The organism is Fibrobacter sp. UWB15 (genome assembly GCF_900177705.1).
Taxonomy (GTDB): Bacteria; Fibrobacterota; Fibrobacteria; order Fibrobacterales; family Fibrobacteraceae; genus Fibrobacter.
Genome location: NZ_FXBA01000014.1, coordinates 1 through 12,852, shown reverse-complemented (window position 1 = coordinate 12,852; position 12,852 = coordinate 1). Strand labels below are relative to the sequence as shown.

At 51.3% G+C, this 12,852-nt stretch carries 9 protein-coding genes; 7 read left to right on the top strand and 2 right to left on the bottom strand.

What is annotated here, in order from left to right; translation table 11 throughout:
• Positions 1–117: 117 nt before the first annotated feature.
• The 4 genes from sbcD to radA all read left to right on the top strand — a co-directional run bounded on the left by sbcD (position 118) and on the right by radA (position 8,370).
• A complete protein-coding gene (gene sbcD, locus B9Y58_RS13590) occupies positions 118–1,380 on the top strand; it encodes an exonuclease subunit SbcD (protein WP_073058123.1) in 1,263 nt (420 codons plus the stop codon).
• Positions 1,381–1,382: 2 nt separating this feature from the next.
• On the top strand, positions 1,383–4,502 hold the full coding sequence (locus B9Y58_RS13585; protein ID WP_073058121.1) for an AAA family ATPase: 3,120 nt from the start codon (positions 1,383–1,385) through the stop codon (positions 4,500–4,502).
• 97 nt (positions 4,503–4,599) lie between these two features.
• Positions 4,600–6,900, top strand: a complete 2,301-nt coding sequence (locus tag B9Y58_RS13580; protein ID WP_073058118.1) for an ATP-dependent helicase — start codon at positions 4,600–4,602, stop codon at positions 6,898–6,900.
• 75 nt (positions 6,901–6,975) lie between these two features.
• Complete coding sequence (radA, locus tag B9Y58_RS13575; protein ID WP_073058116.1) at positions 6,976–8,370, top strand: DNA repair protein RadA; 1,395 nt, start codon at positions 6,976–6,978, stop codon at positions 8,368–8,370.
• Between the two features lie 82 nt (positions 8,371–8,452).
• Here the strand turns inward: radA and B9Y58_RS13570 are convergent, their stop codons facing one another.
• Entirely contained in the window at positions 8,453–9,847 is a 1,395-nt protein-coding gene (locus B9Y58_RS13570; protein ID WP_083532361.1) for a pentapeptide repeat-containing protein, read from the bottom strand.
• Positions 9,848–9,966: 119 nt separating this feature from the next.
• Here B9Y58_RS13570 and B9Y58_RS13565 point away from each other — a divergent pair, with 119 nt between their 5' ends.
• The 3 genes from B9Y58_RS13565 to B9Y58_RS13555 are packed head-to-tail and all read left to right on the top strand — an operon-like array spanning position 9,967 to position 12,235.
• Entirely contained in the window at positions 9,967–11,160 is a 1,194-nt protein-coding gene (locus B9Y58_RS13565) for an NAD(P)/FAD-dependent oxidoreductase (protein ID WP_073058114.1), read from the top strand.
• 4 nt (positions 11,161–11,164) lie between these two features.
• The gene (locus B9Y58_RS13560) at positions 11,165–11,611 is read left to right on the top strand and encodes a SufE family protein (RefSeq protein WP_072800744.1); all 447 of its coding nucleotides are present in this window, start codon (positions 11,165–11,167) and stop codon (positions 11,609–11,611) included.
• Between the two features lie 21 nt (positions 11,612–11,632).
• Positions 11,633–12,235 carry a hypothetical protein gene (locus B9Y58_RS13555; RefSeq protein ID WP_143154720.1) on the top strand — a complete coding sequence of 201 codons (603 nt, stop codon included), beginning with the start codon at positions 11,633–11,635 and terminating at the stop codon, positions 12,233–12,235.
• Positions 12,236–12,285: 50 nt separating this feature from the next.
• On the opposite strand, the gene tsaE is transcribed toward B9Y58_RS13555, so the two are convergent.
• Entirely contained in the window at positions 12,286–12,693 is a 408-nt protein-coding gene (gene tsaE / locus B9Y58_RS13550; protein WP_073058111.1) for a tRNA (adenosine(37)-N6)-threonylcarbamoyltransferase complex ATPase subunit type 1 TsaE, read from the bottom strand.
• Positions 12,694–12,852 lie beyond the last annotated feature (159 nt).

Genomic DNA, 12,852 nt, shown 5'->3' with positions numbered 1-12,852 from the left:
TTGTGCAGTATTTTTTATTTTTTTTGCCGAAATGTTTTTTCGGTTTGACATTTTGTGCCGCTTTTTCGATAGTATATTTGGAAATGAAAATCATCGCCTTCAGGGCAAAGGACTAAGATGAAGCTGATACATACCGCCGATTGGCATTTGGGCAACTCCATGCACGACATCGACAGGCTAGAAGAATCCAAACAGTTCCTGGATTGGCTCAAGGGGCAAATCGTGGATTTCGGGGCCGAATGCCTTATGGTTGCAGGCGATATTTTTGACACGACGAACCCTTCTGTAGAGGCTCGCCGCCTTTATTTTCGCTTTTTGGCCTCTTTGCTGGACACCCGTTGCAAAAATATTGTATTGGTGGGCGGCAACCACGATTCGGGGGCCTTGCTCGATGCCCCGCGTGATTTGCTGGAAGCGCTTAATATCCAGATGGTGGGCTCCCTTGGAGAACGCCCGGTCGAAGAATTGGTCAAGGAACTGAAGGACGGTTCCGGTAATGTAATTGGTGTCTGCGCGGCAGTCCCTTACGTACGCGAAATGGAATTGCGCCGTTTCAAGACGGAATCGATGGAAGATTTTGCGCAAAATACGTTTAAGGGCTTGTACGGTACCGTGTACGGGGTTGCCGAAAAGGTACGTAATGGTCGCGATATCCCCATTGTGGCGACGGGACATTTGTATGCCGCACAACTAGAAGGCCGCCCGGATAACGATGATGGTAGCGATGCCAAGGCTCATGGCATGCGCGACATTGTAGGCAACCTGGGAACCATTCCGGTGTCTGTTTTCCCGGAAGGCTTTGACTACGTGGCGCTCGGGCATATTCATTATACGACCATGGTCGCAAAAAATCCGAAAGTCCGTTATTCCGGTTCACCGTTTGTACTCGGCTTTGACGAAGCGGAAAGGGATCACCATATCTTGCTGGTGGAACTGGCGACGGGAGCAGCCCCTGTCGTGGAAAAAGTTGTCACTCCGCAGTATTATAGCTTCAAGCGCATATCGGGATCTATCGATAGCGTTAAGGTTCAGCTGAAACAGTTGGCTAAAACACCGTCCGAAAAGCCGTTGAAGGTAGAAGTGGTCTATGATTATACGCCGGGAGTGAACGTTCACGAAGCTCTTGCGGGAGTCATGGAAAACGCCTCCTTCGATGTGGTGAGCTGGAAGGTGAACCGTGCGGCGGCGTTCTCCGCCGAAAACTTTTCCGATGATACCCTTGAATCGGTAGATGTCTTGGATGACGAAGAAATCTTTAGACGCCTCTTGATGAGCAAACTCGGTGTAACCGAAGCGAATGATGAGTTCAATAAGGATTTTGAAAAGTATCTTCCGCTTTTTAAGCAGGTAGTGGAAGAAGTTGATGGCGAGGAGGCATAAACATGAAAATTTTAAAAGTTGAATTCGAAAATATCAATAGCCTTGCAGGGCAGTGGTGTATCGATTTTACGGATCCTTCCTACAGCGAGTTGGACCATAGTCTTTTTGTCATTAGCGGAAAGACGGGTATGGGTAAAACCAGTATTCTTGATGCCATTACGTTGGCTCTTTATGGTGCTACGCCCCGTCAAGGCTTGGTATATAACGGCAACGACGGTAATGCCGTCATGACGTCTGACAAGGGCAACTGTTTTGCCCGAGTAACCTACAAGTGTCAAAAGGGTGTTTTTGTTTCGGAATGGAACCAGCGCCGAGCCCGTGATAAGGCTGATGGCAATCTTCAGCCGGCTCAAGGTGAAATCTATCCCGTAGACAATCCGCAGCAAAAAGTGTTCAGCGGTAGAACGGGTGCCAATGGTGAACTGGGAAAGGCCAATGCCGAAATCATTCAGTTGGATTATTCGCAGTTCTGCCGCTCCATTATGCTTGCGCAAGGTGAATTCAGCAAGTTCTTGAACAGTAGCGAAAGGGAACGTGCCGACATTTTGGAAAAATTGAACGGTACGGAAAAGTACCGCCGCATCGGTAAAAAAGTGGGAGACCGCAGGAGCGGAGCAAGGGATGCGAAAAATAGTGCGCAGACTGCTTTCGATACGCTAAATAATGCCATGCCCAAGGCAGAAAAAATCGCTGCTGACGAGGCCTTGCTTGCGGAATTTGCTGAAAAAGAAAAGAATTTTGCCGCCCAAAAGACTGAACTGGAGTCAAAAATCGCCTGGCGCAACGCCCTGAATAATGCCCTGGATCGTATGAATAGGGTCGAGGGAGAACTTGCCAAGGCAAAACAGGGGAAGTCGGACTTTGCCGAAAGCGAAATCCGTCTTGCTCGTGCCGAAAAGGCGAGGGAATGCGTTTCCCTTTATACGGAATTGAATGGCCTGCGCACTCGTAAGGCTACCGATGAAAATGCGTTGAAACGGTTGATGGGCGACCTTCCGAAAGCTACGGAAAGCCTGAATAAAAGTAGCGAACAAAAGAAAAAGGCCGAAGAAGAAAAAGTGGCGGCGGAACAGTTTATTGCGGCCAATGAACCTGTTTGGAACGAAATTCGCAAACTTGATGAAAATCTGAGAAATGCGAAGTCCGTGATGAATGATTCTCAATCGCGTAAGGAAAAGGCTGCTCAAGACCTCGCTAATGCTGAACGGGAATTTCGTCTGGTAAAGGCTGCTATTCAAGATATCGACCCGAAGGTGCGAGAACTCAAGGCTGTTCAAGAGGCTAACGCCGGCGATATCAACCTTCGGCAGGTCGTGCCTCAGAGTGAATCCCTTGTAGCGCAAATCCGCAAGTTTGACAGCGAAATTTCCGTCGCACAAAACGCTAAAAAAGTGGCCGTAGATGATTGTGCTAAAGCCGAAGAAGAATTGAATCGACTGTCCGAGAAAAAGCAGGGCTTGCTCCAGGAGCAGCAAGACTTGTTCAAAGATGATGTCCTGGTACTTGCGGATGTAATCCAGAAGCATTTGGTCGATGGTGAAGCCTGTCCGGTTTGCGGATCCAGGGAACATCCTGCCTGCAACCACGAAAAAAACACTTCCGTAGACGGATCTCGTGTATTGGGCGTCGCTGAAAAGATTCGCGAACTTAACGCCAAAATGCAAAAGGTGGAGTCTTCTCTAGGACAGTTCGAAGTTGCGAAGACACGCGCGAAGACCGCTGAAAAGGCTGCTGTAGAAAGCATTGATTCTCTGACGAACCAAATGCAGGAATCTGTTCAACAAGTCACTTTGCTTTGGAAGCCTTGGGCCGAATTCAATATGGATTCCGTTTCGGCGGTGTTGAAAGACTTGAAACTGCGACTGTTGACGTTCGAAAAGAACCAGGCGGAATTAGACGCTTTGGCGAATAAACTTGATATTGCGCGGAACAACGAAACTCTTTATAACGACAAGGTGACGCAGGCGCAGGCAAACCTGGATGCAGAAACGAAGTCGTTCGGTAAATTTGTGGCGGAATTCGAAAAGTTGAAGGCTGCCCGAATCGAAAAGTTTGGCCGCAAGAACGTAGATGTGGAATCGGCGGCGGCAACGGACCGAAAAAATGCGGCAACGGAGGCCTATAACGCAGCAGATAACGCTCTTTGTGCTTCCGAAAAGTCTTGCAGCGAACTCAATACGAGAATTGCTACGCTTAAGGATTCTCTAGCACAGACTGTCGGCAATATCGAAAAGGCTTCTGCCGATTTTGCGGAAGCCCTCAAGGCAAAGGACTTTGCAGACGAATCTGCTTATTTGGCTGCGGCCATGCCCGAAACGGAGTTTAATCAGCTGCAAGCCCGCAAGAAGGCTGTAGATGAATCTCTTGCGTCGGCGAGCCGCTTGCGCCAGGAGGCTTTTGAAAATCTTGAAAAGGTCAAGGCGGAACGTTCCGACGAAAAGCCTCTCGAAACGCTCCTTGATGAAAAGAAAAAACTGGAAGATGACTTGACGGTTTGGCAGCAGAAAGCTGGTGCCGCTCAGGCCCATGTCAAGAGCTATAGGCAGAACCTGGCTCAATTGCAGGTACTTGAAAAAGACCTTGAGGCGAAAAAGGCTGAATTGGCCCGTTGGGATGCCATGGGCGAATTCTTCGGCGTCAAGGACGGCAGTGATTTTGCCACCTTTGTGCAGGGGTTGACATTTAAGTCGCTGCTTAAATTGGCAAATAGGCATTTGGCGATAATCAAGGACCGCTTCAGGCTGGTGGCGAAAGGTAACCTGGGCTTTGAAGTGGAAGATGCGGAATTTGACCATAACCGTGGAATCTCGAATCTGTCTGGCGGCGAAAAGTTCCTGGTGAGTCTCTCGCTGGCCCTCGGTATTGCAGACTTTGCCAGCCGCAATGTTCGCGTAGAATCCCTGTTCATGGACGAAGGCTTCGGTACTTTGGACGATGCCACCTTGGAAGATGTGATGAATTGCCTCCGTAGCCAGCAGCGCGAAGGCAAAATGCTCGGAATTATTACCCACGTGGAATCGGTGGTGAACAGCATTGGCCAAAAAATTGAACTCGAAGCTGCTCAACAGGGGCATAGCATCATCAAGGGGCCAGGTGTGAGCCGGGGCACTGCAGTGGCCTGACTTGACAAAATCTGAAAATTACTATATTTTTGTGCAGTAAAACAAATGTTCACTATGTAGCGCTTTGTATAGTGATCATAAAGTTTGTGAGGTGCACATGGCCCTAGAAAATATGGATTTGGAACAACGACAAGCGGTGGAAACCACCGAGGGTTATGTGCGCGTGGTGGCGGGGGCTGGGTCCGGCAAGACCCGGACGCTGACCCAGCGATACCTGTACCTGGTGAAGGAGATGGGCATTTCGCCGTCGAACATCCTTTGCGTCACGTTTACCAACAAGGCCGCGAACGAAATGAAAAAGCGAATCCGCACGGTGTTGGGCGGCGACGACAGCGGCTACATTTCTACGTTTCACGGTTTTTGCGTGCGATTCTTGCGCGAAGAAATCCATGTGCTGAATTATCCGAAAGAATTCATGATTCTGGACGAAGACGACCAGAAGTCCCTTTTGCACAAGGCCTACGCCGATTTGGGCTACTCGCTCAAGGATTTGAAAATCAGCAGCGTCATCGACTACATCGGGGGCCGTAAGGCGGCCGACATCAATTACGTCTCGCTTTTTGCGGAACTGCCATCAGAGGGCATGACCACTAAAGATCACCTGCTTGCGCTTTCGGATGCTACCGATGACAAGTGGATGCGGGTTTATTACCGCTACCTTTACGAACAGAAAAAGAATTACGCGCTGGACTTTGACGACCTGATTCTTTCGACGCTCTACATTCTCGAGAACTTTCCGGAACAGCTCGACAAGTGGCGCAAGCGCATGATGTACATCATGGTCGACGAATACCAGGATATCGATGGTCAACAGTACCAGCTGGCGGATTTGCTGGCGAGCTACCACAAGAACCTTTTTGTGGTGGGTGATCCGGACCAGACTATTTACGGTTGGCGCGGCGCCGATGTCAACCGCATTCTGGAATTCGACAAGACCCACGAAAACACCAAGACCATTTTGCTGCAGAACAATTACCGCTCCACGCCGAGCATTTTGAAAGTGCCGGATGCGGTTATCAAGAACAACAAGTTCCGAATCGAGAAAGTCTTGAGGCCACAAAGGGTTGGCGGCAAGACGCCTGTCTTTTACCATGCCAAGAACACCCGCGAAGAAGCCAAATGGATTGTAGAGCAAATCCAGAATGCCGTGCAAGCGGGTAGTGTCCATTACAAGGATATCGCAGTGCTTTACCGTATGCACTCGCAGTCGCGTTCCGTAGAAGAAGCATTGATGGCCGAAAACATTCCTTACAAGGTTTACAGCGGTGTCGGATTTTACCAGCGCAAAGAAATCAAGGATGTCATTTGCTACTTGCGTATGCTGGTATACGCTGATGATTTATCGTTTGTACGTACGGTGAATACGCCCAAGCGCCAGTTCGGCCCGAAGAAGATTGCGACTTTGCAGGCCTTTGCCGATGCCCGCGGAGTCGGGCTTTACGAGGCTCTGCTTGAAATCGTTTCGGAGGCGGGCCTTTTGAACAATGTGGCGGCCGATGTTTCGTCGCAGGCGGAACTTTCTTCTGTCGGCGACGAAAGTCAAAAAATCGATTTCGACTGCAAGGGATTCCTGGCCCGGAGCAATGTGGTCGAATACGTGAAGCTGATCGAGAAGTACCGTTCCCGCTACAAGGACATGAGCGTCTCCGAAGTCCTCGCGAAAATCCTGCGCGAAACCAAGTACGAAGAAATGCTGCGTTTAGACGGTGACGAAGACCGCCTGGACAATTTGGCGGAACTCAAGCAAGGCATTCTGGAATTCGAAAATTACTACGAAGAAGACGCTTCGCTAGATGAATACTTGCAGAACATCGTGCTGTTCACGAATACCGACGAAGACACCGAAGAAAAAGACCGCGTGCAGCTCATGACGATTCACAACGCGAAAGGCTTGGAATTCCCGTACGTATTCGTGTGCGGCTTGAACGAAGGTTTTTTCCCGGTCAAGCGCGTGCAGAACAAGATCCAGCTCGAAGAAGAACGCCGCCTGGCCTATGTGGCATTTACCCGCGCCGAGAATGTACTTTGCCTAAGCGATGCCGAAGACGGCGTTGCAGGCGAAAGCGGAACACGTTACCCTTCCAGATTCCTGCTTGAAATGGATATGGGCGGTTTGAACATCGCCCGCGGCATTTCAGAAGATTTTCTTGAGGCCGCGAAAGCCTACATTGCAAATATCGATCGCGACCGCGAATTTTTGAGCGACGAAAGCCTTGGGCTTGTAAAGAAGGCGCCTTCGGCCGAGTTTGCCGTAGGCGACCGCGTGGTGCATAAAATCTTTGGTGCAGGAATCGTGAAGGCGGTAGACGAAAAGAACTTCTGTTACGAAATCGCTTTCGAAAAATTTGCGACCCCGCGCTCTATCCAGTTTGACTTTCCTTTGACGAAAATTCCGTAATTACTTTAGTGCTTTTTTGTGCATTTGCGTGCGTTTGACAATTTATGTCAGGCGCATTTTGTTATATTAGTGCACATGGTAGCACTAAACAAATCGAAAGCGAAAAAAGAAATTGAGTTCCTTTGCACCGAATGCGGCAACACCACGCCTAAGTGGGCGGGCAAGTGCCCGTTCTGCGGTGCATGGAGCAGCCTCAAGGAACACGTGGTCGAAAATATTCTCGAGGGCGGTCGAGCCTCTCGCGGCTTGGGCGGTCCGGTGCATAAGGTGGTGCCGCTCAAGGATGTAGCGACCGAAGATACGCGGCGGCTGAGCTCCGCCAATGCCGAATTTGACCGCGTGCTGGGGGGCGGGCTTGCACCAGGTTCCCTGGTGCTCATTGGTGGCGATCCTGGAATCGGTAAGTCCACGCTCGTGCTTTCGACGCTCGCCACCATGACAGCCGCCGGCGTCAAGACGCTTTACGTGAGCGGCGAAGAGAGTGCGGTTCAAGTCAAGCTCCGCAGCGAACGCTTGAATGTCGCGGGCTCCGACATGCTTTTGCTATGCGAAACTAGCCTCGAAAAAATCCTCTCACAGGCGCAGGAACTCAAGCCGCAAGTGCTAGTGATTGATTCTATTCAGACTGTCTACAAGAGCGATTTGTCGGGCACTCCAGGGTGTGCTACACAGCTTCGCGAATGCACGCTCGATCTGATGGTGTTTGCCAAGAATACAGGCTGCATCACGATTCTGATCGGGCATGTGACCAAGGATGGGCAAATTGCGGGCCCGCGTATTTTGGAACACATGGTCGATACCGTCGTGTACTTCGAGGGCGACCGCAATCACCAGTACCGCATTCTCCGCACCATCAAGAACCGTTTTGGCGCAACAGACGAAATCGGTGTATTCGAGATGACGGGGCACGGGCTTTCTCCGGTCGAAAATCCCAGCCGTGTGTTCTTGCAAGAGAATGTTCCGCCGACGCCCGGGAGCGTGGTTTGCTGCACCTTGGAAGGCTCCCGCGCGATGCTCTTTGAAACGCAGGCCTTGGTAAGTTCTACGACCTTCGCTGTTCCCCAGCGAGTGGCTGCGGGAATCGATTCCAAGCGGCTGACGATTATTCTTGCTCTGCTGGAAAAATTCGGTGGGGTCGTCGTCGGTGCATCAGATGTGTTTGTTTCGATTGCCGGCGGGCTGAAGGTCTCCGACACATCATCGGACCTCGCCTTGGCGCTAGCCATCGCGAGCAATCACCTAGGTATCCCGCTGGGACGCCAGGCTATCGCCATTGGCGAACTGGGACTGTCTGGCGAGGTCCGTTCCGTGAGCCTGTTGGAAACACGGCTCAAGGAAGCCCGCCGCCTGGGAATCACCGAGGCGGTCGTGCCCGCGGGTGGACGCCTCCCCGAAAACACCTCCGGCATGAAAATCGTGCAAGTCAACACCCTCTCCGAAGCTGTAAACTGGTTGATGGACAAAAAGTAATTACCGCGGGCGAAAGTGAGCGGTCTTATAACAAAAGCCCCGGTTCTTCACCGGGGCTTCTTAAATCCGTTAAGGTTCTAGACTACTCTTCGTCGTCAGCGGCTTTTTTTCTTTTCTTCTTCTTGCCCGAAGAACCTGTGCCTTCGACCTTGATGTCGGCGGCCTTTTCACCACGCTTGGTGAAGCCGTACTGACGCGGGTCAAAGCCTGACGGGAACTGGGTCTTGTTGTCGTAGATTACCTTCTTGGCGGTGAACTTTTCGATCTTGGCGCCTTCGAGGTTTGCGCCGGAGAAGTCCACGTCTTCCATCTTGGTGTCGGCGTCAATCTTGATGCCCTGCATGTTGGCGTTGGTGAAGTTCACCTTTTCGAGCTTGGCACCGGCAAAGCTTACACCGGCGAGCTGGGCGAGAATGAAGTCGGAACGTTCAATGGTGGAATTCGCGAAGTTGGCCTTGGTGAGGTCAGCTTTGTCGAAGATGTTCTTGCGAACGTAGGCGCCGTCGAACACGGCCTTCAGGAGTTCTGCGTTCTGGAAAGCGTTCTTGCTCACTTCGGTATCGTAGAAGGATGCCTTAGAAAGCTTGGCCTTCGTGAACGAGCTCTTTGCGACGGAGCCCTTGTCGAAAATCACGCCAGTCAGGTCCTGGCCGTCGAACTTCATGTTCTTCACGGTGGACTGGGCAAACTTGGCCTTCTGGAGCTGAGTCTTGGAAAGGTCGACGTCATTGAAGGTCGTCAAGGAAAGGTCGGCGTCCTGCAGGTTCACGTTCTTGAATTCTGCACCGCTGAAGTTAGCCTGAGAAAGACCTGCCTTGGCGAAGTTCACGTCAATGAGGTCGACGCCCTTGAAATTGGCGGCGATCAGGTTACAGGCGGTAAAGTCGGTCTTGACGATGGTGGCCTTGCGGAGGTCGCTGTTAGCCATCAAGGAACGGGAGAAGTTTGCGCGGGTCAGGTTGGCCTTGCTGAAGTCTGCAGCGGTCAGGTCCACATCCATGACGGACGCCTGGGTGAGGTCAGACTTGCTGAAGTCAGCATTGTCGGACACCTTCATAGCGTCGAGACGCGCGTTTTTCATGTTGGTCTTCGGGAACTTGCTGTCCAGAAGGGTTGCACGATAAAGGTTGGCTTCTTCGAAGTTAACGCCTTCGAAGGAAGAAGAGCGAATGTCGGCACCACTGATGGTTGCCTTGGAAAGGTCTGCACCTTCGAAGTTTGCTCCGCTAATCACGGCGTTCTGGAAAGACACGCCCGGGAGCTTGGCGCCCTGGAAGTTCGGACCTTCACCGGTAGCACGGCGGAAGTCGGTCGTGTGTGCAACGGCCTTGGAATTTTTGAAATTAAAGCCGTCGATACGCTTGTTGCTGAAAGAAACGTTCAGGTCCTTGCCTGCCCAGTTGTCTTGGGCAAAAACATTGAGAGCAAGCGCGCTCACAAGGCACAGGCCGAACTTGGATACACTCTTCATATTCATATAAATTCCCTTTTAAGGATAAACCAAATAACGGATAGCTCTAAAATAACTAAAAAAAATGGCAAATAACAATAAAAAAGAAAAAAACTTCATAAATAAATGCTAATTTGTTCCCCGAAATGGCAAATTTTACCTCAAATCGGTACGATGTGGTGGTTTGCGGGGCCGGTCCTGCCGGTCTCATGGCTGCCTGTACCCTTGGCCGCTTGACCTCCGGTACTAGACGGATTTTGCTTCTGGACAAAAAGGAACCTTGGAAGGAACCGATTTTCTGTGCCGAAGCAGTGTCTAAGGATCGCCTGAACGCGTTGTGGCCGGTAGACAATTCTTTTGTCCGCGGCTCCCTTTCGGGTATTTACTTTACCTCGCCCAAGCGCTACCGTGCTGAATTCTACAGCAAGGACTGTGGCTTGATTCTGGACCGAGCCAAGTTCCACCATTCCCTTTCGGATGGCTGCGTATCTGCAGGCGTGGAATGCCGCTATGATGCGCTGATCAAGAAATTGGAAAAGGCCGAAGATGGTTGGAATCTTTCAGTGTCGGTCGGCGGCGAAATCGAAACCTTGTTTGCGGAGGCCGTCATCGATGCGACTGGTCCGAGCTGCAGGCTGACTCGCGAAATCGAGTGCCTTAAGGGTATCGAGTCTGGCGATACCGATTTGGAACCCGCTATCTTTGCGGTGGCCGACGGAATTGAACACAGCAAGGAACACATTGAACTGTTCTTTGGCTCTGAATTTGAATCGGGCTACGGCTGGATATTCCCCCGCGACGGCAAGGAAGTGAATATCGGTTTCGTGCTGGGGAAGGATGTGGATCACAAGGTTCCCTTGCGCCAAAAACTGTTGGACTTCATTGCCCGGGATTACCCGAATGCAAAGGTCAAGGCCGTGTATGGCGGCATGATCGCTTGTGGCCAGTCGACAAAGCCTATGGCCAAATGCGGACTCTTTAAAGCCGGCGATGCTGCTAGCTGCGTGAACCCCATTAGCCGTTCGGGTATTGTGGAATCGCTCCTTTGCGGACGGATTGTCGCAGAATCGGTCCGGGAATGGCTGGGAGATTCCGGAATGAATCGTAGCGCCATTGAGGCGAAGGTTCTTGACCGCTGGATGGCTGCCCTCGGCAAAAAGCATTTGCAGGTGGCTCACGCTAAAGTTGGCTTTAATAAAATTAGTGACAAGCAGTTTGACCGTGCGGCGTTCAAGCTTTCGAAGCTTCCGCGCGAAAAGCAGACCTTGTTCCGTATATTCTTCAATGTTTTGTGGGCTGCACCTTCCTTGATCTGGAAGATGCGTTCCTTCTTGCGGTAGGTTTATGAGCGAATTAATGGATGCACGCCTAAGCGAGATTCGCGAAAAGTTTGCAAGCTTTAGCGACCCCGATGACAAGTGGAAATTCCTCTTGGATTTGGCTCGCGCCCACAAGGGAATGGACGCCGCCTTGAAGGCCGAAAAGTTCATTATCCAGGGTTGTGCCTCTACCATGTACCTGGTTCCGAATTTTGACGGCGCCAAGATCCATTTTGAAATGGATGTGGAAGGCGGTACCACGAATCCGCTGATTAGCCGCGGTCTTGGAGCCTTGGCACTCAAGGTCTACAACGACATGGCTCCCGCAGACATTCTCGCCGTGGATCCGAAGTTCTTTCAGGATATAGGCCTTAACGTGGGACTTTCTCCTACCCGCTCCAACGGCTTTGCGAGCCTGGTCAAACAGATTTATTTATATGCAAGGGTCTTTGCGGCCCTCGCCAAAAAATAGGTATGAAAAAGTAGGTTGAACATGTTTAGTTTTTTGAATGGCAAAAGCCCCTTTGATGAAGCAGAAGAACGCCTGGAAGCAGGCGACACCGTCAACGGAAAACCGAGACTCCCGTCGGGCCCGATTATGGGTTGGCAAGATGGAGTGTTCCTCTTGGTCATCATCGGCTTGATCGTGGGCGGCTATCAGTATTACCAGTACGTAAAACGCAACTGTACCGAAACATTCGCCAAGTGCGACGCCCTGTATGTGGCTGCTACCGAAGACGCCACCAAGTTCGCCGAAGTGGAAGCCTGCTACGAGGCTACCTGGGATCTCGCTTTCGTGAGCGACACGATGGAAGTTCTTCGCCAGAATCGCTTGGGTCAGATTGAAGATCTGCGCAATGCTCAAAAGGATTTGCTCACTAGCGCCAATGACGCTCTCGATAAGGGCGACACCGCCGCTGCCGCAAAGATCGTGACGGAATACAAGGGAGCCATGCTCCTTTATACCGGCGACAAGAGCGAATGGGACGAAATCGTGAAGATTGCCGAAATCCAGGCCGCCAAGGCTGCCGCAACCGCCGCCGCTGCAGAGCCTGCTGCCGATTCCGCTGCTGCTGATTCCTCCGCCAAGAAATAATATATTGCAGGAGTAACGAAAAACCCGCCTAAACGGCGGGTTTTCGTTTTTTAAAGGGTCGTGACCACGATTTCCCTCTCGGTTTCCGAGAGGATTTTTATTTCAATCTTGTGCGTGAGACCGGGGTCGTTATCTTCCAAGCGTTCCGGCCATTCGATCAGGCTGATTCCCTTTTCGAGGTAGTCGGGGTCGAGGCCGACTTCGTTCAAGTCGGCGCCGCCGTCCAGGCGGTAAAGGTCGAAGTGGAAAATCGGCGGGTTGTTGGGGTATTCGTGAAGAATGGTGTAGGTGGGGGAGCAGACAGACCCTTCGAAACCGAGACCTTTGCAGACCCCGCGACTGATGACCGTCTTGCCGGCGCCCAGGTTGCCATAAAGAGCTACCTTGTCGCCCGGCTTCAGGCTCCGGCCAAATTCGATGGCCCAGTTGTATGTTTCTTCTTCGCTATTGAATATCACTTCTTACTTCCAACTTCCAACTTCCTACTTCCTACTTCCTACTTCCCACTATACTACAACTTCTCTTTAAACTGTTCGTAGGTGAACTTGTGGAGCAAATGGAACTTGCCCTGTTCGTCGAACTTGCCAATGCTCGGGTGACGCACTCCGTTGAAGAAC